The following is a 26,651-nucleotide window of genomic DNA, read 5'->3' on the forward strand; positions in this document are numbered from 1 at the left end:
GGGTCGTCAGAGTATAACAGGTCGCAGAAAACACATGATCAATATCAATTGAGTTGCCGTACCTTAAAAGTGAATACAGGTTGTGCAAGAGCGGGTTTTGTAAGCTTGAATCGACACGCTTCGGAGCTTGCATCGGGCGGGCGCAACGACTTTTCCGATCGCGAGGGAAATTCACTTGGGCTTGATGCGCTTTCAAGTGCGCTAAAGAAAGAACTTGTACTATAATACTGGCCTTTCAAAGGGTGTAACGACTCTCATGCACCCAGATCAATGCAGAGGAAAACCATGTTCAGCAAAGAGATGTCCATCGCCAGCTTCGATCCCGATCTGTGGGCTGCTATGCAGTCTGAAGCGACTCGTCAAGAAGAGCACATTGAACTGATCGCATCTGAAAACTACACCAGCCCACGTGTGATGCAAGCACAAGGCTCTGAGCTGACCAACAAGTATGCTGAAGGTTACCCAGGCAAGCGCTACTACGGTGGCTGCGAATATGTTGATGTGGTGGAGACTCTGGCCATTGAGCGTGCAAAAGAACTCTTTGGCGCAACCTATGCTAACGTTCAGCCACATTCCGGTTCTCAGGCGAATGCGGCGGTTTTCATGGCGCTTTGCCAGCCAGGCGATACTATTCTGGGGATGAGTTTGGCGCATGGTGGGCATTTGACGCATGGTGCGGCGGTATCTTTTTCAGGCCGTATTTATAAAGCGGTTCAGTATGGTTTGAATGAACAGACGGGCGAGATCGATTACGATCAGGTTGAAGCGCTGGCGCTGGAACATAAGCCTCGCATGATTATCGCGGGCTTCTCGGCTTACTCGCGTGTGGTGGATTGGCAGCGTTTCCGTGATATCGCCGACAAGGTGGGTGCTTATCTGTTTGTGGATATGGCACATATCGCCGGCTTGGTGGCAGCAGGGGTTTATCCTTCACCTGTGCAGCTGGCAGACGTGGTGACTACGACCACTCATAAAACACTGGGTGGCCCACGTGGTGGTTTGATTCTTTCTGCACGCGCAGATGAAGAGCTGCAGAAAAAGCTTAACTTCGCGGTCTTCCCTGAGTCTCAGGGTGGGCCTTTGATGCATGTGATCGCCGCTAAGGCCGTGTGCTTCAAAGAAGCGATGGAGCCTGAGTGGAAAGCTTATCAAGCCCAGGTCGTGAAAAATGCTCAGGCGATGGTCAAGGTATTCCTAGAGCGGGGTATCGATATCGTTTCTGGCGGTACAGAAGACCACCTCTTCTTAGTGGATCTGATCAAGAAAGATATTACGGGTAAAGATGCTGATGCGGCCTTGGGTCGTGCCAACATTACCGTGAACAAAAACTCTGTACCGAATGATCCACGTTCACCTTTTGTGACCTCTGGTCTGCGTATCGGTACGCCTGCGGTGACACGTCGTGGCTTCAAAGAAGCGGAAGTGACGGAGTTGGCGGGTTGGATCTGCGATATCCTCGATGACATCAACAACGAGGAAACCATTGCACGTGTTAAGCAGCAGGTCAAAGCGATCTGTGCACGTTTCCCGGTTTATCGCTGAGCAAGATCCTCTGATATTTCGGTGCCGGGCTTGTCCCGGCATTCGTGTTTATATTGATCCGGCATGAGTGAGTGGCGCAATGTACTGTCCTTTCTGTGGAGCTAATGAAACCAAGGTGGTGGATTCGCGTCTGGTGGCGGAAGGGCAGCAGATTCGTCGTCGGCGCGAATGTGTGCAATGTCACGAACGTTTCACCACCTTTGAAGCCGCTGAATTGCTGATGCCGAAAGTGGTGAAAACCGATGGCACACGCCAACCCTTTGATGAAGATAAACTGCGTGCGGGCATTCAGCGTGCTTTGGAAAAGCGTCCGGTTGGGGTAGAAGAGTTTGAAGCCTGCTTAACACGGATTAAACACCGTCTACGTGCGTCCGGTGAGCGCGAGCTGCCTTCACGTGAGGTAGGTGAAGCGGTGATGGCGGAGCTGCGTAAATTGGATCAGGTCGCCTATGTGCGTTTTGCATCGGTGTATCGCAGTTTTCAAGATATCCATGAGTTTCGCGCTGAAATTGATCGTTTAGCCGAGCCGGAAGAGAGTGCTGAGAGCTTCCCAGATGAAACTCAGGAAAATGTCTCCAAGTCGTAAATTAAAAGAGAGCCTTTGTGACCTTGACCTCTGATGATCTGCGTTTTATGAGCCGAGCACTGCAGCTGGCAGAGCGCGGCCTCTACACGACACATCCCAATCCACGTGTTGGCTGTGTGGTGGTGCAAGCGGGTCAAGTGGTCGGTGAAGGCGCTCATCTGCGCGCCGGTGAGGCGCATGCAGAGGTTTATGCTTTGCGTCAGGCGGGTCAAGCGGCCCAAGGGGCGACCGCTTATGTCACGCTGGAGCCCTGCAGTCATTTTGGGCGCACGCCGCCCTGTGCCGATGCCTTGGTTGCAGCGGGCGTTAAGCGTGTTGTGGTGGCGATGCGTGATCCCAATCCTTTAGTGTCGGGGCGGGGTATTCAACGCCTGGAAGCTCAGGGGGTGCAGGTCGATGTGGGGGTGTTGGAGGCGCAAGCACGTGCGCTCAACCCTGGATTTATTCGCCGCATGGAAACGGGACAGCCCTATGTACGAGTGAAGCTGGCGATGAGCCTGGATGGACGAACCGCGATGCACAGCGGAGAGTCACAATGGATTACTGGCAGCGCCGCGCGTGCCGATGTACAACGCTGGCGCGCCCGCAGTTCTGCTGTGATCACAGGGATAGGCTCACTGCTCCAAGACAATCCACAAATGACCGTGCGCGATAGCGCTCTAGCAGAAGAGGGTTTCTTACCTCAACCGCTGCGGGTCTTGCTGGATTCTAACCTGCGTGTGCCCCTGGATGCGCTCTGGTTACATGCTCAGGGTGAGCGTTTAGTGGTGTGTCAGCAGGCTGATGCCGTTAAGCGTGCACAGTTGGAAGCCCTAGGGGTGCGTGTAGAGGTCTTACCGGGACAGGCCGGGCGGATTGAACTTGCTGCGCTTTGGTCTTTTTTGGTCGAGGCTTATCAGGTCAATGAAGTGCTGGTCGAGGCGGGGGCGGAATTGGCCGGCGCCTGTATGGCCGCTGAGCAGGTGGATGAACTCATCGTCTACCTGGCGCCTGTGTTGTTGGGTAGTGAAGCACGTCCTTTGTTGCAATGGCCTTTGCAGTCTATGGCTCAGGCACGCCGTTTACAGCTTTTGGATCAACGTTTTTTTGATCAAGATATACGTTTGATCTACCAGCCTATTACGAGGAAAGAGTGATGTTTACCGGAATCATTGAAGCCGTAGGTCAGGTGGCCGACATTCAGATGCGTGATGGCGATATGCGTTTGTATCTGCGCACCGGCAAGCTGGATCTGAGTGATGTTAAACTGGGCGATAGTATTGCCGTGAACGGTGTGTGTTTGACCGCCGTCGAGCTGCCCGGTGATGGCTTTATTGCCGATGTTTCGCGTGAAACTTTGGCGCATACCCGCTTTGAAGCCTTGAAGCTTGGTGAGGCGGTGAATCTGGAAAAAGCCCTGATGCCTACCAGTCGTTTAGGTGGGCATCTGGTCAGTGGCCATGTGGATGGTGTCGGTGAGGTGGTCGAGCGTGAGGAGGATGCGCGTTCCGTGCGTTTTACGCTCCGTGCACCGGCCAGTTTGCAGCGTTATATTGCCGCCAAAGGATCGATCACGGTGGATGGTGTCAGCCTGACTGTGAATAGTGTGGAAGGCGATTGTTTTGGTTTGAATATTGTGCCGCACACGGCTCAGGAAACCATTATCGACTCGTATCAAAGTGGTCGCCAGGTGCACCTGGAAGTCGATTTGATCGCACGTTATCTTGAACGTTTGATCCAAACACCCCATACAACCGAACAGCCTGCTGCGGATTCAGGGCTCAGTTGGCAAACCCTGGCTGAAAATGGGTTTACCCAAGGCCGTTAACCTGTCGGAGTAAAGACTATGGAGCTGAATAGCCCAGAAGAACTGATTGAAGATATACGCCAGGGCAAAATGGTCATCCTGATGGATGATGAGGATCGTGAGAACGAAGGGGATCTAGTGCTGGCTGCTGAAAAAGTGCGTGCTGAAGATATCAACTTTATGGCGATTCACGCGCGCGGTTTGATCTGTCTCACCCTGACACAAGAGCGTTGTGAGCAGTTGCAGCTGCCGTTGATGGTGCGCAGCAACGGTGCCCAGTTCTCGACCAACTTCACGCTGTCAATTGAAGCGGCTGCGGGTGTGACCACAGGTATTTCTGCCGCGGATCGTGCCCACACAGTGCGCACCGCGGTGAAGGCGGATGCACGCCCCGAAGATATCGTGCAGCCCGGACACATCTTCCCTTTGATGGCACAGCCAGGGGGTGTGTTGAGTCGGGCAGGTCATACCGAAGCCGGTTGTGATTTGGCGCGCTTAGCCGGTCTCACTCCAGCTTCTGTGATCGTTGAAGTGATGAACGACGATGGCACCATGGCACGGCGTCCTGATTTAGAAAAGTTTGCAGCGAAACACGGTTTGAAAATTGGCACAATTGCCGATCTGATTCATTACCGTACTTTGAACGAACACACCATTACACGCGAATCTTCGGGCATTTTACCGACCGAATACGGTGATTTTAACTACATCACCTACCGTGATGAGATTAAAGACTGTACGCATTTAGCTCTGACTTTGGGGGATATTCATCCAGAGGAAGCGACCTTGGTACGTGTGCATACACGTTCTGAAGTCTTGCGTGATGTGGTCGGTGTCAGTTCAGCGGAAGAAAAAAAGTGGACCATGCGACGTGCGCTTAAACGTGTGGCGACAGAAGGCAAAGGCGTTGTTCTGCTGTTGGATACCGGTAATCGTGTTGATCTGGGGAGTGCCTTGGATCAGATTTTACAAAGCCGCAGCCCCTCAAAAGTTAATGTCAGTGCTTCCGGCGCCTATTTGACGGTGGGGACAGGGTCACAAATGTTGCGTGATCTGGGTGTGGGCAAAATGCGCCTACTCAGTGCACCGATGAAATTTAATGCGATCTCTGGTTTTAATCTAGAGATCGAAGAATATATTCCTTACCAGGAAGACTAACGGGGTTAAGCCATGTCTGTTGAAGTGTTTGAAGGGGATTTTGTCAGTGGTGAAGGTCGTTATGCGATCGTTGTGGGTCGTTTTAACGCTTTTGTGGTGGAAAGTCTGTTGCAGGGCGCGTTGGATACGCTGAAGCGCCATGGTGTGAGTGATGAGCAGATCCGCATCATCCGTGTACCGGGTGCCTTTGAAATTCCTCTGGCGGTAAAGAAAATCGCTCAACAGAAGCGTGATGATGCCATCATCGCTTTGGGTGCGGTGATCCGTGGCGGCACCCCTCATTTTGAGTATGTGTCGGCGGAAAGCTCGAAAGGGATTGCGCAGGTGATGATGGATTTTGATCTGCCCATCGCGAACGGTATCTTGACCGTGAACTCGATTGAGCAGGCGGTGGAGCGTTCAGGTACCAAAGCCGGTAACAAGGGGGCAGAAGCCGCCATGTCCGCTCTGGAAATGGTCAGCCTGATGCGCCGTCTTGAGGCCTGATTTGCATGAGCGATTCTGAAAACACCCCGAAAAAAACCAAGGTGTCCTTGACGGATAAACGTCGTAATGCACGTCAGTACACCCTGCAGGCGCTGTATCAGTGGCAAATGGCAAAACAGCCGGTCAATGAAATCGAAGCTCAGTTCCGTGTCAATAATGACATGGGCGATACCGATGTCAGCCTGTTTAGTCAGTTGCTGCGTGGCGTGACAGCGCATTGCCGTGATCTCGATCAAGCTTACTCTCTTTACCTGGATCGCTCGGTCGAAGATCTGGATCCAGTGGAGCTGGCCGTTCTGCGTATTGGCAGTTATGAGCTTCTGCATCGTCTTGAAGTGCCTTACCGTGTAGCGATCAACGAAAGTGTTGAACTCGCGAAGATCTTTGGTGCCACCGAGAGCCATCGTTATGTCAATGGCATTTTAGATAAGCTGGCACAGACGGCGCGTGCTGCTGAAGTGATAGCAAAACGCGGACGTTAATGGGCGAGTTTGAGCTGATCCGTCGTTATTTTGCGACGCAGACTCCAACGCACACCTCAGTCCTGCTGGGCATAGGGGATGATGCGGCGCTGCTGCAGCCTGAGGCTGCTGAGCTGCTTGTGGTCTCTGTGGACAGTCTGGTGGAAGGGACACATTTTCTACCGGAGATCGCACCGGCTGATCTGGCGACACGTTTGCTTGGAGCTGCGGTGAGTGATTTGGCGGCAATGGGCGCGCGCCCTGCCTGGTTTACCTTGGCGCTGACCTTGCCTGAGGCGAATCCAGATTGGCTGGCGGCTTTTGCTCAGTCCCTGTCCCAGCGGGCGACTGAGCTGGGGATTGATTTGATTGGCGGTGACACGACACGTGGCCCGCTCAGCCTGACTGCTCAGGTCATGGGCTGGGTGAAACCGAATCAGGTGATTCGTCGTCAGGGTGCCCAACCTGGGGATCTGATCCTGGTGACCGGCCAACTCGGCGACAGTCGAGCGGGTTTGCAAACCTTGCTGGAACAGGCAGCGGAAACCCCTGAGATTGCCTATCTACGCCAGAAATTTTATCGACCTGAACCGCGCTTGGCCTGGGCACAGCATCTTGCGCCTTGGGTGAGTGCGGGTTTGGATATTTCAGATGGGCTCTTGGCCGATTTAAATCATCTCTTGGCACCTGGTCATCTCGGTGCAGAGATCTACCTGGAGCAGGTGCCTGTCTCTGCGGCGCTGTGCCTTTACCAATCTGATTCTCATCAACGCTATCAATGGGCCTTAACAGGTGGCGAAGATTTTGAATTGTGTCTGACACTGCCAGCGGCACTCTGGTCGCAGCAGCAGTCTCAGTGGCAAGCACAGGGGATTGAGGTTCAGTGTATTGGCCAGGTGTCGGCACAGCCGGGGATTCGGGTCTGGCAGGGAGATCATCTCTTCCAACCTGAGCAGCAGGGCTATGATCATTTTCGGAGGCAAGATGGCTAAAACACCCGCTTCAGTCTGGCGTAATCCCATTCATTTTGTGGCGTTTGGTTTTGGCAGTGGAGCTGTCCCGAAAGCGCCCGGTACCTTTGGCACTTTGGCTGCGCTCTTGCCTTGGTTTTTCCTGGCCAGCTTGCCCCTTTGGGCTTATGCCTGGGTATTGCTCTTGAGTTTTGCCATCGGGGTTTGGTTGTGTCAGCGCACCTCAGATGATATTGGCGTGCATGATCATGGGGGTATTGTCTGGGATGAGTTTGTCGGCCTGTGGATCACCTTAATGGCGGTGCCGATGCAGTGGCACTGGGTGTTGCTGGGTTTTGTGCTGTTTCGTCTTTTTGATATCTGGAAGCTCTGGCCGATTCGTCAGTTGGATGCTCGTGTCGGGGGTGGCTTTGGCATCATGATCGATGATGTGATTGCCGGGGTGTATGCCGCTGTTATTTTGCAGCTGTTGTTGTTCTTTTTTAACTAGCAGGAAGTCAACGCGTGTCTGTGCAATTTGTTGCTGAATCTAAGTTGCCTATGCCCTGGGGCGTGTTTCGTATGGTGGGATTTGAAGATACTGCCACGGGTAAAGAGCATGTGGCCTTGGTCTATGGTGAGATTGCCGATGGTCAACCTGTGTTGGCGCGTTTGCATTCGGAGTGCCTGACCGGGGATGCCCTATTTAGTTTGCGTTGCGATTGTGGGTTTCAATTGCAGGAGGCTTTGCGGCGTATTACGGAAGAGGGGGCTGGGGTACTTTTGTATCTGCGCCAAGAGGGGCGTGGCATCGGTCTGCTGAATAAAATTCGTGCCTATCATCTGCAAGATGAGGGTGCCGATACAGTGGAAGCCAATGAGCGTTTGGGTTTTGCCGCCGATATGCGTGATTACAGCCTATGCTTACCTATGCTGAGATATCTGGGTGTCGAGCAGGTGCGCTTGATGACGAACAACCCGCGCAAGGTTAAGGCTTTGGAAGCGGCAGGTGTACAGGTGGTTGAGCGTGTGCCCTTGCAGGTAGGTAAGAATCGTCATAATGAGCAGTATTTAGAGACGAAGATGGATAAGCTCGGCCATATGATGACCGATAGCCATTTTCCGAAAACCTAATCAGCGCTTATCTAATCTCGGCTTAACTTCATTTTTCACGTTTGTGTTGACAGGGGGATGAAGCCCACCAAGCGCGAATCTGTGCTTCGATCCCTGCGGCATCCAGCCCACATTCGGCCAGCTGCTCTTCGCGGCTGGCATGTTCTATCCAGCGATCCGGAATGCCCAAAATTAACAGTGCATTGTCTGCATGTTCTTGCTGCAGATATTCCGCTAAAGCGGAACCTGCCCCTCCTACCTGAGCATGATCTTCCAGGCTAATCCATAAAGAATGTTGGGCTTGGAGTCTTTTCAGCATCGAGTGATCTAGCGGTTTGACTAGGCGCATATCGACCAGGGTTAAGTCCAGCGCTTCCGCGACAATGAGCGCTTGGGGTAGCAGGGGGCCGAAGTTAAGGAGTGCCGCCTGACTGCCCTGGCGCAACAGATGTGCTTGAGGTAAAGGTGGTGCTTGTTGGAGTTGCGGCAGTTCGCCAGCAGTCCCGCGCGGATAGCGTACGGCTGCCGGCCCTGGATGCTGGTAAGCAAACGCGAGCATCCGCTCAGTTTCTTGTCCATCTGCAGGTGTCAGCAGCAGCATCTCCGGTAGGCAGCGTAAAAAAGCCAAATCATAACAGCCGGCATGAGTCGCACCGTCTTCACCGACGAGCCCGGCACGATCCACTGCGATCAATACATCCAACTTCTGCAGAGCGATATCATGAATCCATTGATCATAGGCGCGTTGCAAAAAGGTGGAATAGATCGCCAACACGGGTTTGCAACCGGCCACGGCAAAACCGGCCGCGAGCGTGGCAGCGTGCTGCTCAGCGATGGCGACATCAAAATAGCGCTCTGGGAATTTTTGTGAAAAGGCCACCAGATCTGAGCCTTCACGCATCGCCGGTGTGATCGCAACGAGACGCAGATCCTCCTGCGCCTGTTGGCACACCCAACGTGCAAAGTGATTACAGAAGCGCAAACGCCGAGCGCTGGGCTGAGTACTGGCTTGAGTGCTGGCCTGAGTCGAGACGCTCGCGTCTGTTTGGCTGGGGGATTCCAATTTATTCAGCGCATGGAAGCCTACGGGATCGGCTTCAGCCGGTGCGAAGCCACGCCCTTTTTGTGTGATCAGGTGCAAAAATTGTGGGCCAGGTTGATTCAGCACCTGTTTCAGCGCAGGCAGAAGTTGCGCAAAATCATGTCCATCGATCGGCCCTGTGTAGGTAAAGTTCAAGGCTTCAAACAGGCTGGCGGTGGTGCGACCATCTAACTGAGGTTCGGTTGTGGCGCGGTGATTTGTCGCCAGATAGGTCGCCAGTCCTCCCTCATTTGGAGAGATGGACATGTCATTATCATTCAGAATCACCAGCAGATTTGCTTGCGTGTGGCCAGCGTGATTTAAAGCCTCAAAGGCCATGCCTGCGGTCATGGCACCATCCCCAATTACCGCTACGCAGCGTTTCTCTTGTTGCTGTAATCCAGCGGCCAAAGCCATACCGAGTGCGGCACTGATAGAGGTGCTAGAGTGTCCAGTCCCAAAGGCATCATAGGGGCTTTCGCTGCGACTTGGGAAAGGCGCCAGACCCTGTTTCTGACGCATACTCAGCATCGCTTGGCGACGGCCTGTCAGAATCTTATGGGGATAACATTGATGCCCTACATCCCAAACGATGGCATCGTCTGGGGTATTTAATAAATAATGAAGTGCAATGGTCAGTTCGACGACGCCCAATCCAGCACCAAAATGACCGCCGGTTTTGGGCACGCAATAGAGCAACCATTGCCGGATCTCCTCAGCCACCTGAGGCAGTTGTGCGGGCAGGAGCTGGCGCAGAGCCTCTGGGCTGTCTAGGGTTTCCAGTAAGGGAATCGCGGGTGGGGTCGTTAAGAACTGATCACGCAACTCGTTACTCATTAATGATCACGCTCCACGATATACTGAGCCAAGGCGAGGAGAGGCTCCGCTCGGCTGCCAAAGGGGCTGAGTGCTGCGTTTGCTTGCTGATGCAGCGTTTGCAGTTTTTCCTTAGCGCCCTGTAAGCCAAGCAGTGCCGGATAGGTCGGTTTGTTCTGCGCGAGATCAGAACCGCTGGGTTTACCTAGAACTTCTGTGCAGCCTTCAATATCAAGGAGATCATCCTTGACCTGGAAGGCCAGACCTATGGCTCGACCAAATGCAGTTAACGCCGCTAACTCTTGCTCAGATGCCGCCGCCGCTTGAGCACCGAGCTGTAAGGCGGCGAGAATGAGCGCACCGGTTTTATGGGCATGCATCTGTTCCAACTGCTCAAGGGTCAAGGCCTGGCCGACATGCGCCAGATCAAAGGCTTGCCCAACCACCATGCCACGATGTCCGCTGGCCTGAGCCAGGGTCGCCAGTAATTGTAACTGCTGGGCAGGCGTGTAGAGCTCTGGGCGGGCTTCACTCAACAGCTCAAAGGCGAGATTCAAAAGCGCATCCCCAGCGAGAATCGCGGTGGCTTCATCAAACGCGATATGACAGGTCGGTACACCACGCCGTAGCGCATCATTGTCCATGGCCGGGAGGTCGTCGTGCACCAAGGAGTAGCTGTGCAGCGCTTCAATCGCCGCCGCCGGCCAATCCGCAGCGGCTTCGGAACCGCCGCAAAAATCACAGGCCAGATACACCAGTGCCGGTCGAATACGTTTGCCACCGTTGAGCAGTGAATAACGCATAGCCGCCTGTAAACGAGGGTGCAGGCTTGGGGCCTCCGTGACACTCTGTGCGAGCAGCGTTTCGGTGCGCTGGATGTAGTGTTGCAGCCGAGATTTTAGATCCAACTTATTGCGCTCCTTATTCGCTGCCCGACTCAGTAAAGGCTTGGCGTTGAAGTTGTCCTTGCTGTTCCACTAAGATCTGCACTTTTTGTTCGGCTTGGCTGAGAACTTCCTGGCACTGTCGGGTTAGGCGTACACCCTCTTCAAAGGCTTTTAGCGCATCATCCAGGGTGAGATCACCTTGTTCCATCTGTTCAACCAAGGTTTCCAAGCGGGTTAGTGAGCTTTCAAAGTCTTGGATTGGGTGGGATTCACTCATCTTTTTGGCCCTTTCAAAATAAGCTTTGCACGTTACCCAACAGCAGAGGAGGGGTCAACGAAATCTATCAGAGAAACCCTCGATATAGCAGGTGAACCCCTAGGTAAATCTGTTATGATTTCACCCTTAAACGCCCGTATCACGGTTGAAAGTTTTGAGGGAGCTGCTGTGGATATAGCAACGTTAGTCGGCCTTTTAGGATCCTTCGCAATTATTATTGCGGCGATGGTGTTAGGAGGTGATCTAGGGATATTTGTTAACCCACCATCACTGTTAATCGTGATCGGGGGGTCTTTGTTTGTCGTGTTGATGAAGTTCACGCTGGGTCAGTTTTTAGCGGCAGGCAAGGTGGCCGCTAAAGCCTTTATGTTTAAGTCGGTGAACCCTGAAGACATCATAGCGGAGACTGTGGAGTTGGCGGATGCAGCGCGTAAAGGCGGGCTGCTGTCTTTGGAAGATAAGCAGGTTTCCAGTGACTTTATGCAGCGTGGTATCCAGCTCTTGGTGGATGGTCATGATCCAGAGGTGGTGCGCACGCTGTTGAATAAAGAGGCACGTTTGACCTATCAGCGCCATGATTTTGGCTCGAAAATTTTTGCAGCGATAGGAGATGTGGGCCCTGCTATGGGCATGATCGGTACCCTTGTGGGTCTGGTACAGATGCTGTCCAACATGAGTGACCCGAAAGCGATCGGCCCGGCGATGGCGGTGGCACTGCTGACAACGCTCTATGGTGCGATGCTGGCGAATATGTTTGCTTTGCCCGTTGCCGATAAGTTGAATCTGCGTCGTGATGAAGAGGCGCTGAATAATGCGCTGATCATCGATGGTCTGCTGGCAATTCAGGCCGGGCAAAACCCTCGTGTTATCGATCAGATGCTGCGTAATTATTTACCTGAGAAAAAACGTCTGGCTAAGGCAGCTGAGGCGGGAGGTTAAGCAGGGATGAGTGCCGAAGACGAATGCGACTGCCCTCCCTGTAAGAAAGGGTTGCCAGCTTGGCTGGCCACCTTTGGTGATTTGATGTCACTGCTGATGTGTTTCTTTGTCCTCCTACTTTCCTTCTCGGAAATGGATGTCTTGCGCTTTAAGCAGCTGGCTGGTTCGATGCGTGAAGCTTTTGGTGTGCAAGCGCAGATCAAGGTGGAAGATATCCCCAAAGGGACTTCAATCATTGCTCAGGAGTTTAGTCCAGGGCGGCCAGAGCCGACACCGCTCAACGAAGTACGGCAGATGACCACCGATGTTGAGCTGCATACACTGGATGTGCGCTCGCTGGAAGGTGAGTCCATGATTCGTGACCAGCAGGCGGCGCTGGAAGAGCTGCGTGAGATGCAGGAGGAACAAGCACGTCGTGAAGCGGTGCAGTTTGCTATGGCCTTGTCTGCAGAGATAGGTGATGGTGCCGTGGAGGTCGAAACCGATGGCACTAAGATTATCATTCGCGTGCGTGAGCAGGGTTCGTTTGAGTCCGGCTCGGCTGAGCTGCGTTCTGAGTATATTCCCGTGATTGCCAAGATTCGTGATGTGTTGCTGAATGTCACGGGTAAGGTGGCGGTGGAGGGTCATACTGACAGTATTCCCTATACCGGTCGCCGCTTTGAATCCAACTGGGATCTTTCGGCGGCCCGCTCTTTGGCCGTAGCACATGAGCTCTTTGCCGATCCACGCATGAATCAGTCACGCTTTACGGTGTCCGGTTATGCCGCCAGCCGGCCTTTAGTGCCGAATGACACGCCCGCGAATCGTGCCCGTAACCGTCGTGTGGAGATCATCGTGCAGAAGGGGGATGATGAGGAGTTGCTGGAACGCATTCAGTCTCGTCCAGATGGGGATACCGAAGGTTTACCCTTAACACCACGAGAAATTTTCTAGGCGGCAGGCTTCTTGCCGAGGCGGAGTAGGTCGATGCCTGTTGCAGCCTGCTGGTTAAGGTGAGCTGTCGGGGCGGTCGTTGCGTAAAGGTTAAGTCCATTTGCTTAACTGGGAGCCTGTTATGACCGATAAATCTGCCCGCTCGGTGCCTGCCCATCGTCTTTCACGTCTAGCGCATCTAGGAGGTCTCGCGACACGGGTGGCTGGAGGTGTGGTGGCCGAGGGCGTACGTCAGCTGGCTAAGGGGCAGCGCCCGGAAGCGAAGGATCTACTCTTAACACCGGCCAACCTGCGGCGTGTGGCCGATAAATTGGCTCATCTACGCGGTGCCGCGATGAAGTTGGGTCAGCTGTTGTCGATGGATGCTGGGGATCTCATGCCGGTTGAGCTGGCCGAGTTGCTGGCAGGCTTACGCTCAGGGGCCACACCCATGCCGATGCTGCAGCTTGCTGCGGTGATGGAACAGAATCTTGGCTCAGATTGGCAAACACACTTCCAACAATTTTCTTTTTCCCCTCTAGCGGCCGCCTCGATCGGTCAAGTACATCAGGCAATCGATCGTCAGGGCAATCAGCTCGCACTCAAAATTCAGTATCCAGGTGTGCGTCAGAGCATCGATTCTGATGTTGATAATGTGGTCAGTTTGTTAAAGCTTTCACGCTTATTACCACCTGAGTTACCTCTGCAAGAGTTGATCGAAGAAGCAAAACGTCAACTTCATGCCGAAGCAGACTATCGTTTGGAAGCTGAGCATCTGCAGGCCTATCACCAGCACCTTAATCATCGTGAAGAGATTCGTGTACCGCAGTTTTACCCGGCGCTTTCGGGCGAAACCTTATTGTGTATGAGTTATGAGTCGGGCGCGGCGCTCGATCAACTCATCTATCAAGCTAGGCCGGAACGTCAGCGTATCGCCGCCCTGCTGTTAGAGCTGCTTATGCAGGAGTTGTTTGTGTTTGGACGCGTGCAAACCGACCCGAACTTTGCCAACTTCCTGTATGACCCCGCGAGTCGAGATTTGGTCTTACTGGATTTTGGTGCCACGCGTCTGTATAGCCCGCACTGGACGCAAGCCTATCGAGCCATCTTCCGTGCCGGTATTGCCCAGGATCGAGACGCGCTACTTGAGGCCGCGACACAGATCGGTTATTTCAAACGTGAAATCACGTCTGCTCAGCAGACGCAGGTGCTGAGCTTGTTCGAGTTGGCGATGGAGCCGCTGCGTGCCGAGACCTATGATTTTGCCGCAACCGACCTAGCCAGACGTCTGCGTGATCAGGGTATGGAGTTGAGCCTACGCCAGGGCTACTGGCACTCACCCCCAATAGATGCTCTATTTTTGCATCGAAAATTGGCAGGTTTGTATCTGCTGTTTGCCCGCTTGGGGGTTAGCTTACCCTGTCGAGCACTCGTAGAGCCTTGGTTGGCAGACTGATCGCCAGCGCAGACTTTTTTGATAAAAAAATAAAAAAAGAGCTGTAAGGAATACGCAGATGTTTCGACTCTATAAGGAATCCCGCCGATTCAACTCTGAATTTTAATCTTTAAATCCACGACTGCGTAGGCAACAGCATCTAAGCTTAGACACCTACAGCGTGATTAAACGAGGCACTTAGCATGAACGCAAAAAACAAAACTCTGACCGCAACTGGCGCAGCCCTGATGCTCTCTTTAAGCCTGACCGCGAATGCGACCAGCACACAAAACCCTTTCTCCGCTCAGATGTTGCCACAGGGCTATGCTCAGCTTGCAGAAGCCAAATATGGTGAGGCGAAATGCGGTGAAGCCAAGTGTGGTGAAGCTAAAGGTGAAGAAGCGAAGTGTGGTGAAGCCAAATGCGGTGAAGCCAAATGTGGCGAAGAAAAAGCCGGAGAAGCGAAGTGCGGCGAAGGTAAGTGCGGCGGCTAAGCTGAATCCACCACCCGTTCGCCGTGAGCGGGTGGTGTTTTAGATTGAGTGGCCGCCCGATTAAGACATGAGGTAAATAATGCATCCTGTAAAGGTTTCTGTTGAGTCGATGAAGACTTCGTCTCAGGTCGGTTTAGGTTTTCGGCGTGAGCACCTAGACCAGTTCCAACCAGGACAGCTGCCGCAAGTCGATTTTTTCGAGGTGGCACCGGAAAACTGGATGACGCTGGGTGGGCGGCTAGGTAAGGCTTTTCGAGCCTACACCGAAGCACATCGATTTATTGCGCATGGTTTATCTCTCTCCTTAGGTGGCATTACACCTTTAGATCAAGATTTCTTAAAACAGATTAAAGCCTTTCTCGATCTACATCAGATTGAATGGTTTTCTGAACATCTTTGCGCCTGCAGTGATGCAGGGCATCTCTATGATTTGATGCCGATTCCTTTTACGGATGAGGCTGTGTTCTATGTGGCAGGACGAATCCGAGAAACTATGGAGCGTTTGGATCGTCGGATTGCTATCGAGAACGTCTCTACTTATCTCGCCCACGGCCATACGATGAGTGAAGCCGAGTTCACCTGTGCGGTTCTTGCGGAAGCCGATTGCGATCTGCTCTTGGATGTGAACAATGTTTACGTCAACAGCATCAACCATGGTTTTGATGCACAGGCGTTTATTGAGGCGATGCCCACTGAGCGGGTGCGTTATATTCATATAGCGGGGCATCATCGTGAAACCGAACATTTGATTGTGGATACGCATGGTGCTGAGGTGGATGAGCCGGTTTGGGCTTTGCTGGCACACACCTATCGAACCCATGGGCCCCTGCCCACGTTATTGGAGCGCGATTTTAATCTACCGCCGCTTGCGCAATTGCTACAAGAAACTGAAACCATTCGTCATTATTTGCAGCAGTCCCACCCCCTGTCAGCGGAGGCGTGTTGATGACTCACTCAGTCCCCGAGGCGTATCGCCAAACACTCCTAGAGTTTTCAGCACAGATCCGTGATCCGCAAAGGCCTTTGCCCGATGCTTTGCCGAAGCCGGCGATGAGTGTGTATCAGCGTTTATTTTTTAATAATATCAGCCGTTTTCTGAGTCAGTGTTTTCCGATCTATAAACAGCTTCTGTCAGCCGTACGTTGGCAGCAAGAGGTGCGTGGTTTTATGCAGCATTACCACTGCAGATCACCCCTGTTTTACGACATCTCCGCGGAATATATTGCGTATGTGCAGTCTGATTTGCGCCCAGTGCCGGCCGATGATCCTCCTTTTCTGCTGGAACTCTTGCATTATGAGTGGATTGAGCTGGCGCTTTCTATCGATCCAGCGGATATCACGCCGCAAGCGCATGCAATAGGCTGGGATGAAGTGTTGGAGATCTCACCCCTGGCTTGGCTCTTGGCGTACCAGTTTCCCGTGCATCAGCTGTGTGCTGAATATCAACCGCAAGAGCCTCCAGAACAACCGACCTGGATTTTGGCTTACCGTAATCTTGAGGATAAGGTGCGTTTTAGTCATTTAAATCTATTTAGCGCGCGTCTTTTCCAGGCGCTTGCCTCTGCATCTGAGCCTTTAATCCGTATTTTACAGACGTTGGCAGAAGAAGCAGGGAACTTGCCGCCGGGTCGAGAGCTGTCTGAAGATCAGGCCGATGAATGGAAGCAAACCCCTTTTGTGCAAGGGGCTTGGGAGTTGATTCACGGTTGGCAGCAAGAGGGGATCGTCCTGGGATCTCGGCCTAAGCAGGAGCTGTACGTATGACATTAGATCCCTGCTTTGCAGCTGATCTTGCGGCGTCGACAGAGGAAAAGCAGCAGCGGCTTTGGGCGTTGCGTCCAAGGCTTCTCGCTTTTGCACGCATGCAGCTGTCCCATGCACAGGATGCTGAAGATCTGGTGCAAGAGACTCTCACTTTGGCCTGGCAGAAGTTAGACAGCTTTCGCGGGGAGTCGCGGTTTGAAACCTGGGTGTTTGGTATTTTGCGCCATAAATTGTTAGACGCCATTCGTGCGCGTATGGCGCTTGCGCCTTTTATTTATCAAGAGGAGTTGGTTGCGGAAACAGACGAACTCTTTAAAGAAAATGAGCAATGGACGCAAGTGAGTGCACCGGCAGAATGGAGTGAGCCGGAGAAGAGTCTGGAAAAAGATCACTTTTGGCAGGTCTTTGATATTTGTGTCTATCACCTTCCCGATCAAACAGCGCGTGTTTTCACCTTGCGCGAGCTGATCGGCATGGAAACCGACGAGATCTGTAAATGTTTGGAAATTTCAGAAGATAATTGCTGGGTCATCTTGCACCGAGCACGTTTAAAGTTGCGGGCGTGCTTAGAGCGCAGTTGGTTCTTATCCGAAGGAGGGCGTTCGTCATGAAGTCCATGTACTCCTGTAAACATGCGACAGCCCTGATGTCGAAACAGTTGGATGGGCGTCTGAATTGGCGCGAATGGCTCTGGCTCTACACACATTTGATGATGTGCGCAAACTGTCGGCGTTGTTATCGCCAATTCCGGCAGTTGCATAAAGCGTGTGAAACACGACGTCGCAGCAGTTAAGGCGACTCAACGTAAAATGAGCAGGGGTATCTGACTTTTCTGCAAGAGCTTAGTGGTGGTGCTACCGACTAAAAACTGGCGGATGCGTGAGTGGCCATAGGCCCCCATGACCAAAAGATCCACACTCAAATCGGAGATGGCTTGCTGAATACAAGGAGCCACCTCACCGGCACGAATTTCACAATTGACTTCAAAGCCTTGAGCGGCCAGTTGAGCGGCGGCTTCATCCAACAAGGATTGTTCGATCTCGGTGTTCGCACCGATCAGCAGCAAGGTGCAAGGAATGCCACGGAGAAGTGGGCTGGCTGCGATGCGCTCAAGAATGCTGCGAGAGGTTTGGCTGGCGTCATAAGCAACCATAAAGCGTTTGGGTGGCACAAAATCCCCGACCGTAACTAGGATAGGGTGATGCAGTGTGCGTATCACGCTTTCTAGGTGCGTGCCAACATGCTGCTGTCCCGGTTGTTCATGGCAGCCTTCGCGGCCCATCACCAATAAGCCTATCTCCGCTTCCAGGGTCGTTAGGGATTCTTGCAGTGTGCCATGACGCTGCAGGGTTTCGCTCTCGCTGATACCTTGCTGCAGCACGCGCTGTTGAGCCTCTTCCAGCATCAAGCGGCCTTGCTCCCGAAGTAAACGCGAGCGTTGTTGATCCAATTCAGCCAGCTCTTCCAGCAGGTGTTCACGTGTACCTAAGCCAATGCTGCCACTTAAATTGGTGGCAGGGAGTGTGTTAGGTTTTTCTAATGCATGTAAGAGTGTCAGAGGGGCCTTCATTTTTTGGCTGGCCCAAGCGGCGTAATCACACACCGTTTCGGCCATGTGGTTGAAGGTATCAATACAGGCGATGACTTTGCTCATAAACGGCTCCTTTTAGTGACCCATCAGCTTTTCAACAGCATCAGGTTTATCGTGAACGCCGAAGCGATCAACAATGGTGGCACTGGCCTCGTTTAGACCTGTAATGTCGACTTCAACACCCTCGCGGCGGAACTTGATGACGGCTTTATCTAAGGCGGCCACCGCTGTGATATCCCAGAAATGGGCACGCTGCAAATCGATGATAACCCTATCGAGATCTTCTTTAAAATCAAAGGAATTAATAAATTGATCTGCCGAGCTGAAAAACACCTGGCCTACCACGGTGTAGTGACGCGTCTTAGCGTCTTTAACCGATTGGATCAGTAAGAAACGACCCACTTTGTTAGCAAAGAATAGGGAAGCCAGCAACACACCCACAAAGACACCATAGGCTAGGTTATGTGTAGCGACCACAACGGCAACCGTGGCCAGCATAACGACATTGGTGGATAGGGGGTAATGCTTCAAATTCCGAATAGAGTCCCAGCTGAAGGTGCCAATCGACACCATGATCATCACCGCAACCAGAGCGGCCATAGGAATTTGACCAATCCAATCACTTAAAAAAACAACCATGATCAAAAGTAAAATGCCTGCGGTGAGGGTGGAAAGACGACCACGGCCACCGGATTTAATATTGATAATGGATTGTCCGATCATCGCACAACCGGCCATGCCTCCCATCAAACCTGCACCGATGTTGGCAATCCCCTGGCCTTTGCATTCACGATTCTTATCACTGGAAGTATCGGTTAAATCATCGACAATGGTCGCGGTCATCAAGGATTCCAGCATGCCGACCACAGCGAGTGCGGCGGAGTAAGGCAAAATGATCCACAGAGTTTCCAGTGTCAGGGGCACCTCAGGCCAGAGAAAAACAGGGAGAGTATCAGGTAGATCCCCCATATCACTGACGGTGCGAATATCCAAATCCAGCCAGATCGCCAAGCCAGTCAGGACAAGAATACAGACGAGAGGAGAGGGGATCGTTTTATTTAAGTAAGGAAACAGATAAATGATGGCGAGTCCCCCTGCTGTCATGGCATAAACATGCCAAGTCACCTGGGTGAGTTCGGGCAGTTGCGCCATAAAAATCAGAATCGCCAGGGCATTCACAAAACCGGTGACCACCGAGCGTGAAACAAAACGCATCAAGCTGCCCAGTTTCAAATAACCGGCTGCGATCTGCAGAACACCGGTGAGTAGCGTGGCGGCAAGGAGATATTCTAAGCCATGCTCACGTACAAGTGTGACCATCAGCAGAGCCATAGCACCGGTTGCCGCCGAGATCATACCGGGCCGACCGCCGACGATCGCAATAATCACAGCGATACAGAAAGAGGCATAGAGACCCACACGCGGATCCACACCGGCAATAATCGAAAAGGCGATGGCTTCGGGGATCAGCGCTAAAGCCACAACCAAACCGGCTAATAGATCACCACGAATATTCCCGAACCAGTCCTGGCGGGTAGAGGATAAAATCATTTCAGTATCCTGAGATAATGGCAAAGGTGTCCGCGCTCAAAAGAGATCGGAAAAGCAATTGCTTAGTGAATAGGATTTAGTATAAAAGTAGTAAGTGTCTCAAGGCTTCGACGCGCATTTGCTTTGACCATCGACATTGAGAATCAGGCGCGACGCTTTAAAGTGAATGAAAACCTTAAAGGCGTTCGGAGGGATCAAACGCTAGGGTGGAGTGACTCGTGTCCGCATTCTGGTGTCCTGACATTGCGCATGCAAAAAATAGCTTGGAATTATAGGGATCAGCCTAGTGTTTGTAAAATTGACGAGGATGCTGGCATGTTAAATCGTTTAACCATGACGCAAAAATGGCTGGTCACGCTGGTTCCCATCGTGATCCTGATTACTCTGGGTATGGTGTTCTTTGTCTACAGCCTGGTCACGGATACGGTGACGCAAGAGGCGCGCGAACGTAGCTTGGAGTTGGCACAGGCGGAAGGCCAGGCATTGGCGTCACAGTTGCTGACACACCTCGATAGCGTAGAAGCCCTGGCCAGTGTGATGAAGACGCGGCATGCGATTTTGGACATCGAGCGTCGCGATTACAGCAATCAATTCTTACAGCAGTTTTTATCGGATCGCCCTACGCTGCTCGGTGCCTGGACGCTCTGGGAAGCGAATGCTTTTGATGGATTGGACAGCCTCTATCAAAATACCTCAGGTCACGATGCCAGCGGTCGTTACATCCCTTATTGGTATCGTGATGGGCAGGTGATCGCTATGGACCCTCTGGTGGATTATGAAGTCCCGGGAGAGGGCGATTATTACCTGTTAGCCAAACAAAACCTAAAGCCCGTCATTCTTGATCCGTATTTGTATCCCGTGGGTGATCAAGAGGTGTTGTTAACCTCCATCGTGGTTCCTATCCTTGAAGAAGGGGTCTTTAAAGGTGTTGTGGGTGTGGATCTGTCGGTGTCGAGCCTGCAAAACGCTATGGCGGCGCTCCAACCTTTTGGCGGGGTGGCCGCTTTATTTGGTGCGGAAGGAACGATTATTGCGCATCCAGATGAAGGACGTTTAGGGCGCTTGTTGCAAGACACAGAAGCACAAAATCTGGGTGCGGCTTTGCCCAATTTCCAGCAAGCCCTACGCCAGGGGCAGACCTTCGAAATACAGATGCCGACGGCTTTAATTGGTGGCGGCGAGGCTTTGTTGGTGAGCCAGCCGGTCGAATTGGGAGAGACGCAAACACACTGGACGCTCTTGTTGGCTATGCCCATGAGCGCAGTCCTCGAGGATGTGGGTGCGCTTACGCAAAAAGTGCTCTTCGCCGGTCTTGCTGGTTTGGTGCTCTTGATTCTGACGATTCTGATTTTGAGTCGTGCCCTTTCACGTCCACTACAAACGGTGGTGGATGCGATGCAATCGATTGCATCGGGTCAGGGCGACTTAACGCGCCGCTTGCCGGTCAAGGGCAAAGACGAAGTGGCAGAAATCAGTCGTTCTTTTAATGCGTTTGCGGAACAGATTCGGCATCTGATCAGTGAACTAGCGGGCCATAGTGCGACCCTAAACTCAGCCTCGGCGGAACTGCGTGATCTCAGCTCCACTTCGCTACATGGGATTGAAAAGCAGCGCGCTGAAATAGAGATGGTGGCTGCCGCGATGGATGAGCTGACCGCTTCGGTGAATGAGGTGGCGGATAACGCTCAGCGTGCCGCCGATGCGACGCGTGCAGGCAGTCAAGAAGTGGCGGGTGGCTGCAGTGTGATTGATGCCATCGTCAACAATATTCGTGCTCAAGCGCAGGATACAGAGGCTACAGCCGTACAGATTGCGGAACTGGATGAAGGCAGCCAAGCGATCGGTCAGGTGATCGGGGTGATTCAAGGCATTGCAGAGCAGACCAACCTTTTGGCCTTGAATGCTGCGATTGAAGCGGCACGTGCCGGTGAGCAGGGACGGGGGTTTGCTGTCGTCGCGGATGAGGTGCGTACCCTCGCGACTCGTACGCACAGTGCGACTGAAGAAATTGCCCAGACCATTGATCGTTTGCAGCAGTTAACTGCAGAAGTGGTGCGTGCCATGAGCCAGAATAAAGATAAGTCGATCCGCAGTGTGGAACTGGCCGAAGCGGGGATGCAGGCGTTGCAGCAGATCGAATTACAGATAGGCCGCGTCGAAAATATGAATCTCCAGGTGGCGTCGGCGACTGAAGAGCAATCCGCAACCACACAAGAACTGTCGCGCAACTTGGTGACGATTAGTCAAATTACTGAAGCCAGCGCTCAGGGTGCAGAAGCCACGGCTCGTGGCAGTGAGTCTTTGCAAGGCTTGGCACAAGAGTTGGGGCAGAGGGTCAGTCGTTTTCGTTATTAAGGATTCTTCTGCAAAATTCACTTAAACAGGATAAAATAACGCCTTTTCGCTGCGACTTAGGGTAGCAAGGCTATGAGTGAAACCACCCAGATGACGGATCCATTTCAGGCAATCCGTCCCTATCGTGATACCGAGGTACAAGATGTCCTCAATACCATGCTCAGGGACAATGAGTTTGTTGATGTCATCAGCCATTATCAGTTTCCGCGTTTACCACGCTGGGCGTTGCGCTTGCTGCGCCCTTTTGTGCGTATTGCCTTAGCTGCACGCTTTGGTGATATCGATTCGGTGGATAGCTTTCAACAGATCATCGCCGGTTATATGAGTAAGATGATCTCGCGGACCACACGGCGTATGACCTGCAGTGGTATTGAGCAGCTAGATCCGAATGAATCCTATCTGTTTGTGTCGAATCATCGTGATATTGCTATGGACCCCGCTTTTGTGAATTGGTCGCTCTATCAATATGGTATGCAAACAGTACGTATTGCGATTGGCGATAACCTGCTGCGTAAACCCTATGTCTCGGATTTGATGCGCTTGAACAAGAGTTTTATTGTGAAGCGTTCGATCAAGGCGCCTCGTGAAATGATGGCGGCCATGACGCAGTTGTCCGAGTATATCGACCACAGTATCGTTAGCGGTCATTCTGTCTGGATTGCGCAGCGGGAAGGGCGCTCAAAAGATGGCAACGATCGTACCGATCCAACCTTGTTGAAAATGTTTTACATGGCGCATCGTAAACAGCGCAGCTTCAGTGAAATGGTCGAGCGTCTGAATATTGTGCCGGTGTGTATCTCCTATGAGTTTGATCCTTGTGATGCGATGAAGGCGCGTGAGTTAGCTGCGAAAGCCGCAAGCGGGCATTATGAAAAGGGCCAGTACGAAGATATCGACAGTATTGTCAAAGGCATTACGGGTGAGAAGGGGCATGTACATGTCTCTTTTGGCAGCCCGATTCGTGGAGCATTTGATACGCCTGAAGCCTTGGCGGCCGAGATCGATCGTCAAATCCTACAAACCTACCACTTGCATCCTTCCAATCTCGCGGCGGCGGGTGAAGAGGTGGCACCTGCCGATTTAGCGGCTTTTGAGCAGCGCCTGCAAAACCTGGATGAATCGGCACAGGGCTTTTTGCGCAAGATGTATGCGAATCCGGTATTAAATCAGAAAGCCTTCCAGGCGGAGCAGGCACGTGTTTCAAGCACGCAAGATCCGAGCGCTCCAGAACAGGAGTCTCAGGATGCTTAAACTTCGTGGTTTTCTGTTTGCATTGGGGTTTTATCCGGCCACGCTGCTGTATGCCATTCCTTGTTTGTTGATCGGCCCTCTTTTGCCGTTTAAAGCGCGTTTTCGCTTTCTCACGGCGATTAATTATTTTTACATCGCTTGGTTGCGCTGGACCTGTGGTTTAGGTGTGGAGATCGAGGGACGTGAGCATCTGCCGCAGACCGGCGCCTATGTAGTCCTGGCTAATCACCAAAGTGAATGGGAAACCCTGTATTTTCAATTATTGATTCGTCCACAAGCCGTGGTGTTGAAGCAAGAGTTGTTAAAAATACCCTTTTTTGGTTGGGCATTACGCTTGCTTGAGCCGATTGCCTTGGATCGTTCACAACGACGTGAAGCCTTACGCCAGCTCTTGGAGCAGGGACGCGATAAGTTGGAGCAGGGGATTCCGGTTTTGATTTTCCCTCAGGGCACGCGGGTGAAAGCGGGTGAAACTGGGCGCTTTAATAAAGGGGGTACGCTGTTGGCACAGGCCTCTGGGGTGCCAATTATTCCTATGGTGCACAACGCCGGGCGTTTTTGGCCGGGTAAATCCTTCATCAAATATCCCGGTAAGGTTCAGCTGCGTATCGGTGCGCCGATCGCGACGGCTGGGCGCAGTGCGGATGAAGTACAGGCCGAAGTGGTGGCCTGGATGCAAGCGCAGATGCAGGCATTAGGGGCTTAATCCCAGCGTAACAGGCTTTAGCCTTGCCGGAAAAAGGCCTGAAACTCTATTTCGGCTTTGAGCTGCTCCGCTCGATCCGCCAAAACCAGAGCCAGAGCTTGGCCTGGACGACACTGGGCGAGCCGATCTAGACTGCGACGACAGACCCAGCCAAGCATCGGATAACCGCCAATGGTTTGATGTTCATTCATCAAAATCATGGGTTGGCCTGAAGGAGGCAGTTGTAAGCTGCCTAAAGCCAATCCTTCAGAGAGGCGCGTAGGTGCCGGTTCCGCATTGGATCGATTTGTTTCGGGGCTGGCAGGCTCCAGCAGACAAGCCATGCGGTTGCTGGCGCTGGACACTCTCCAGCCTGTTGCAAAGAGGTGCTTGAGTTGTTGGACTTCCCAATCACTCAGATACTGTGCGGGAAGAAACGCCAGGTCCAATACAGGAGTGTGGTATTGCGGTCGGAACTTTGTCGCCAGAGTTCTATGCCAGAGGGGGCTTGCATCAATCCGATAGCTGAGCTGCTCTCCAGCGGCCAGGGGTTGGCCTTGATTGCCGGGCCCGCCCAAGCCTTCGCGCAGCACGCTGCTGCGGCTTTCACCGATTTCTCGGGGCAGTTGCCAGCCACCTTTCACACCTAAGTAAGCAATCTGTCCTGCATGGGCATAACCCAGGCGTAAACGATCACCGGCACGACAGCGGAACACGGTCCAGGGCGCTTGTGGTTGGTCATTCAGCCAAATGGGTAACTCAGCCCCTGTGATCACCACGGAGGTCTCCTGAGAAAATACACCTTCTAAGCCGCCAATATAGATTTCCAGTGTGGCTTCACCCCAAGGATTGTTTAAAAGACGATTGTTCCAAGCCCAGGCGTGGCGATCCATTGCGCCTGAGCGCGCTAAGCCCAAATGACTCGTACCTTGGCGGCCTGCATCTTGCACACTGCTGAGAATGCCACCCTTGAGAAGCAAAAACTGTCCTGACTCAAGCATCGGCCTGTGCCTCAGTGCTGCGTAGTGCAAAGCGCTCGGGATAGCGGTTGCGTAAATCTAAACAGGCTTGTTGGAGTGCATCCGTGGCTAGAGCGTGAAAACGAACTTGATCGCCGGGTTGCAGCAGACTGGGGGCTTGGCGTTGGGGATCGTAGAGCTTCACTGGGGTGTGACCAATCAGATGCCAACCGCCAGGTGAGGTTTGTGGATAAATCGCCGTTTGCCGGTCGGCTAAGGCGAGGCTGCCGGCAGGCACTTGAGTACGTGGATGTCGACGTCGTGGCAGGCAGAGGCGCGCATCCACTTCACCGAGATACGCAAAACCCGGTGCAAAACCCAATGCATACACTAGATAGGTCGTCTGGCTGTGATATTCAATCACGTCTGTGACCGAAAGGCCGCACGCCTGCGCGACCCAGGCCAAATCTTCGCCCGTATAACTGACGGGAATTTCCAGCAGTGAGCCTTGCGTGAGTCGGTCTGTGGGCGCCTGGAACACCTGTTCAAGTGCTGGGCGTAGCGCTTGCAAGAGGGTTTCAGCTTGCGTTTGCAGCAGATCAAACTCGATCAGTAAGCTGGCATAAGCGGGTGTGACTTGTGTGATGGCAGGGTGTTGTAAGCAATAGCGACTGGCGGCTGTAATACGTTGACTGAGGAGGTGGCTAGGGGTTTCAGCAAAGCGTAGCAGCAATGCATCTAAACCGGCGTATTCGATTTGCCAGATGGGCGAGTTAGCTTCAGCGGACACGGGAGGCGTTGGGTGCTGCATCTTTCAGGGCCAATAGCGCCTGTTTTAGTTCAGCGACGACAGCCACTGAGCTGGCATTGTCGCCATGTACACAAAGGCTATCTGCGGCCAGGGTTAAAGGCCCTTCAGCCGTCTCCACCTGCTGAAACTGCGCGAGACTCAATCCTTGTTGCAGAATCTGTTCGGGTTGGTGAAAGACCGCATCGGGTTGACTGCGCGGAGACAGTTGACCATTCGCAAGATAGCGTCGATCCGCAAAAGCTTCAAAGATGAGTGGCAGTTGGTAAGGTGCCGCTAAGGTGGCTACGCTCTGATTGTCGGCTTGACAGAGCAGCATCAGGGCTAGAGGCGAATCTTGCTGTTGGTTCAAGCCATCCAGTGCCTGCATTACCGCTAAAAGTAATTCGGGGTTTTTCATCATATCGTTGTAGAGCGCGCCATGTGGTTTCACATAGTCTACTTTTGCCCCTTCCGCCTGGGCGATCGCCTGAAGTGCACCGATCTGATAGCGCAGCAGTGCAATCAGTTCAGCGTTTGTGATCGAGAGTGAACGACGACCAAAACCCTGCAGATCTGGGTAGGAGGGGTGGGCACCGATGCTGACGCTATGTGTTAACGTCAGCTGCACGGTTTTTTGCATAATGAGCGGATCAGACGCGTGAAAACCGCAGGCAATGTTGGCTTGGTCTAGCCAGGGAATTAGCTCGGTATCCAGCCCCATGGACCAGATACCGAAGCTTTCTCCGACATCTGCATTAAGACGCAGCATGGTGAGAGAA

The 26,651-nt window shown here is 52.8% G+C and carries 29 protein-coding genes; 21 read left to right on the forward strand and 8 right to left on the reverse strand.

Annotation, left to right across the window (positions count from 1 at the left end; genetic code table 11):
• Positions 1–285: 285 nt before the first annotated feature.
• The 10 genes from glyA (at position 286) to ribA (ending at position 8,103) form a co-directional block, all read left to right on the forward strand.
• Positions 286–1,542 carry a serine hydroxymethyltransferase gene (gene glyA / locus E1H14_RS00740; RefSeq protein WP_149389545.1) on the forward strand — a complete coding sequence of 419 codons (1,257 nt, stop codon included), beginning with the start codon at positions 286–288 and terminating at the stop codon, positions 1,540–1,542.
• Positions 1,543–1,621: 79 nt separating this feature from the next.
• Positions 1,622–2,128 (forward strand): transcriptional regulator NrdR, encoded by a 507-nt coding sequence (gene nrdR / locus E1H14_RS00745; protein ID WP_149389546.1) that lies wholly within the window; start codon positions 1,622–1,624, stop codon positions 2,126–2,128.
• A gap of 17 nt (positions 2,129–2,145) precedes the next feature.
• Entirely contained in the window at positions 2,146–3,264 is a 1,119-nt protein-coding gene (gene ribD / locus E1H14_RS00750) for a bifunctional diaminohydroxyphosphoribosylaminopyrimidine deaminase/5-amino-6-(5-phosphoribosylamino)uracil reductase RibD (protein WP_235017349.1), read from the forward strand.
• Positions 3,264–3,935 (forward strand): riboflavin synthase, encoded by a 672-nt coding sequence (locus E1H14_RS00755; protein ID WP_149389547.1) that lies wholly within the window; start codon positions 3,264–3,266, stop codon positions 3,933–3,935. Before ribD ends, E1H14_RS00755 begins: the two co-directional genes overlap by 1 nt.
• A gap of 18 nt (positions 3,936–3,953) precedes the next feature.
• Entirely contained in the window at positions 3,954–5,072 is a 1,119-nt protein-coding gene (gene ribBA, locus E1H14_RS00760) for a bifunctional 3,4-dihydroxy-2-butanone-4-phosphate synthase/GTP cyclohydrolase II (protein WP_149389548.1), read from the forward strand.
• 12 nt (positions 5,073–5,084) lie between these two features.
• Positions 5,085–5,558: a 6,7-dimethyl-8-ribityllumazine synthase gene (gene ribH, locus E1H14_RS00765; protein ID WP_149389549.1), complete on the forward strand. Its 474-nt coding sequence runs from the start codon at positions 5,085–5,087 to the stop codon at positions 5,556–5,558.
• A gap of 5 nt (positions 5,559–5,563) precedes the next feature.
• Positions 5,564–6,040, forward strand: a complete 477-nt coding sequence (gene nusB, locus E1H14_RS00770) for a transcription antitermination factor NusB (protein ID WP_149389550.1) — start codon at positions 5,564–5,566, stop codon at positions 6,038–6,040.
• Positions 6,040–7,011: a thiamine-phosphate kinase gene (gene thiL, locus E1H14_RS00775; RefSeq protein ID WP_149389551.1), complete on the forward strand. Its 972-nt coding sequence runs from the start codon at positions 6,040–6,042 to the stop codon at positions 7,009–7,011. The genes nusB and thiL overlap by 1 nt, the downstream gene beginning before the upstream one ends.
• Complete coding sequence (locus E1H14_RS00780) at positions 7,004–7,480, forward strand: phosphatidylglycerophosphatase A family protein (RefSeq protein WP_149389552.1); 477 nt, start codon at positions 7,004–7,006, stop codon at positions 7,478–7,480. Before thiL ends, E1H14_RS00780 begins: the two co-directional genes overlap by 8 nt.
• A 14-nt stretch (positions 7,481–7,494) precedes the next feature.
• Entirely contained in the window at positions 7,495–8,103 is a 609-nt protein-coding gene (gene ribA, locus E1H14_RS00785) for a GTP cyclohydrolase II (protein ID WP_149389553.1), read from the forward strand.
• Positions 8,104–8,131: 28 nt separating this feature from the next.
• Here the strand turns inward: ribA and E1H14_RS00790 are convergent, their stop codons facing one another.
• The 3 genes from E1H14_RS00790 to E1H14_RS00800 are packed head-to-tail and all read right to left on the reverse strand — an operon-like array spanning position 8,132 to position 11,143.
• The gene (locus tag E1H14_RS00790) at positions 8,132–10,000 is read right to left on the reverse strand and encodes a 1-deoxy-D-xylulose-5-phosphate synthase (RefSeq protein WP_149389554.1); all 1,869 of its coding nucleotides are present in this window, start codon (positions 9,998–10,000) and stop codon (positions 8,132–8,134) included.
• Positions 10,000–10,887, reverse strand: coding sequence for a polyprenyl synthetase family protein (locus tag E1H14_RS00795; protein WP_149389555.1), 888 nt, complete (start codon positions 10,885–10,887; stop codon positions 10,000–10,002). Before E1H14_RS00795 ends, E1H14_RS00790 begins: the two co-directional genes overlap by 1 nt.
• A gap of 13 nt (positions 10,888–10,900) precedes the next feature.
• Positions 10,901–11,143 (reverse strand): exodeoxyribonuclease VII small subunit, encoded by a 243-nt coding sequence (locus E1H14_RS00800; RefSeq protein ID WP_149389556.1) that lies wholly within the window; start codon positions 11,141–11,143, stop codon positions 10,901–10,903.
• A 168-nt stretch (positions 11,144–11,311) separates the two neighbouring features.
• Between E1H14_RS00800 and pomA the strand changes: the two genes are divergently transcribed.
• The 8 genes from pomA to E1H14_RS00840 all read left to right on the forward strand — a co-directional run bounded on the left by pomA (position 11,312) and on the right by E1H14_RS00840 (position 17,483).
• Positions 11,312–12,082, forward strand: coding sequence for a flagellar motor protein PomA (gene pomA, locus E1H14_RS00805; RefSeq protein ID WP_149389903.1), 771 nt, complete (start codon positions 11,312–11,314; stop codon positions 12,080–12,082).
• A gap of 6 nt (positions 12,083–12,088) precedes the next feature.
• Entirely contained in the window at positions 12,089–13,018 is a 930-nt protein-coding gene (locus tag E1H14_RS00810; RefSeq protein WP_149389557.1) for a flagellar motor protein MotB, read from the forward strand.
• Between the two features lie 121 nt (positions 13,019–13,139).
• Positions 13,140–14,453, forward strand: a complete 1,314-nt coding sequence (locus E1H14_RS00815) for an ABC1 kinase family protein (protein WP_149389558.1) — start codon at positions 13,140–13,142, stop codon at positions 14,451–14,453.
• A 182-nt stretch (positions 14,454–14,635) separates the two neighbouring features.
• Positions 14,636–14,926: an HvfA family oxazolone/thioamide-modified RiPP metallophore gene (locus E1H14_RS00820; RefSeq protein WP_149389559.1), complete on the forward strand. Its 291-nt coding sequence runs from the start codon at positions 14,636–14,638 to the stop codon at positions 14,924–14,926.
• 109 nt (positions 14,927–15,035) lie between these two features.
• Positions 15,036–15,872 carry an HvfB family MNIO-type RiPP peptide maturase gene (locus E1H14_RS00825; RefSeq protein WP_149389560.1) on the forward strand — a complete coding sequence of 279 codons (837 nt, stop codon included), beginning with the start codon at positions 15,036–15,038 and terminating at the stop codon, positions 15,870–15,872.
• Positions 15,872–16,690 (forward strand): HvfC family RiPP maturation protein, encoded by an 819-nt coding sequence (locus tag E1H14_RS00830; protein ID WP_149389561.1) that lies wholly within the window; start codon positions 15,872–15,874, stop codon positions 16,688–16,690. The genes E1H14_RS00825 and E1H14_RS00830 overlap by 1 nt, the downstream gene beginning before the upstream one ends.
• On the forward strand, positions 16,687–17,301 hold the full coding sequence (locus E1H14_RS00835) for a sigma-70 family RNA polymerase sigma factor (protein ID WP_149389562.1): 615 nt from the start codon (positions 16,687–16,689) through the stop codon (positions 17,299–17,301). Before E1H14_RS00830 ends, E1H14_RS00835 begins: the two co-directional genes overlap by 4 nt.
• The gene (locus E1H14_RS00840) at positions 17,298–17,483 is read left to right on the forward strand and encodes an anti-sigma factor family protein (RefSeq protein WP_235017350.1); all 186 of its coding nucleotides are present in this window, start codon (positions 17,298–17,300) and stop codon (positions 17,481–17,483) included. Before E1H14_RS00835 ends, E1H14_RS00840 begins: the two co-directional genes overlap by 4 nt.
• 6 nt (positions 17,484–17,489) lie before the next feature.
• Here the strand turns inward: E1H14_RS00840 and E1H14_RS00845 are convergent, their stop codons facing one another.
• Both E1H14_RS00845 and E1H14_RS00850 read right to left on the reverse strand, forming a co-directional pair.
• Positions 17,490–18,344, reverse strand: coding sequence for a universal stress protein (locus tag E1H14_RS00845; protein WP_149389563.1), 855 nt, complete (start codon positions 18,342–18,344; stop codon positions 17,490–17,492).
• Between the two features lie 12 nt (positions 18,345–18,356).
• Positions 18,357–19,832 (reverse strand): SulP family inorganic anion transporter, encoded by a 1,476-nt coding sequence (locus E1H14_RS00850; RefSeq protein ID WP_200833998.1) that lies wholly within the window; start codon positions 19,830–19,832, stop codon positions 18,357–18,359.
• Positions 19,833–20,147: 315 nt separating this feature from the next.
• Between E1H14_RS00850 and E1H14_RS00855 the strand changes: the two genes are divergently transcribed.
• From E1H14_RS00855 to E1H14_RS00865, 3 genes are all read left to right on the forward strand, one after another.
• Entirely contained in the window at positions 20,148–22,187 is a 2,040-nt protein-coding gene (locus E1H14_RS00855; RefSeq protein ID WP_160141996.1) for a methyl-accepting chemotaxis protein, read from the forward strand.
• Positions 22,188–22,259: 72 nt separating this feature from the next.
• Entirely contained in the window at positions 22,260–23,438 is a 1,179-nt protein-coding gene (locus tag E1H14_RS00860) for a 1-acyl-sn-glycerol-3-phosphate acyltransferase (RefSeq protein WP_149389565.1), read from the forward strand.
• Positions 23,431–24,144, forward strand: coding sequence for a lysophospholipid acyltransferase family protein (locus tag E1H14_RS00865; RefSeq protein WP_149389566.1), 714 nt, complete (start codon positions 23,431–23,433; stop codon positions 24,142–24,144). Before E1H14_RS00860 ends, E1H14_RS00865 begins: the two co-directional genes overlap by 8 nt.
• 17 nt (positions 24,145–24,161) lie before the next feature.
• Here E1H14_RS00865 and E1H14_RS00870 read toward each other — a convergent pair whose 3' ends face one another.
• The 3 genes from E1H14_RS00870 to E1H14_RS00880 are packed head-to-tail and all read right to left on the reverse strand — an operon-like array spanning position 24,162 to position 26,641.
• Complete coding sequence (locus tag E1H14_RS00870) at positions 24,162–25,124, reverse strand: 5-oxoprolinase subunit C family protein (protein ID WP_149389567.1); 963 nt, start codon at positions 25,122–25,124, stop codon at positions 24,162–24,164.
• Positions 25,117–25,893 (reverse strand): 5-oxoprolinase subunit PxpB, encoded by a 777-nt coding sequence (gene pxpB / locus E1H14_RS00875; protein WP_149389568.1) that lies wholly within the window; start codon positions 25,891–25,893, stop codon positions 25,117–25,119. The genes E1H14_RS00870 and pxpB overlap by 8 nt, the downstream gene beginning before the upstream one ends.
• Positions 25,862–26,641 (reverse strand): 5-oxoprolinase subunit PxpA, encoded by a 780-nt coding sequence (locus E1H14_RS00880; RefSeq protein ID WP_149389569.1) that lies wholly within the window; start codon positions 26,639–26,641, stop codon positions 25,862–25,864. The genes pxpB and E1H14_RS00880 overlap by 32 nt, the downstream gene beginning before the upstream one ends.
• Positions 26,642–26,651 lie beyond the last annotated feature (10 nt).

The organism is Nitrincola tapanii (assembly GCF_008368715.1).
Classification (GTDB): domain Bacteria; phylum Pseudomonadota; class Gammaproteobacteria; order Pseudomonadales; family Balneatricaceae; genus Nitrincola; species Nitrincola tapanii.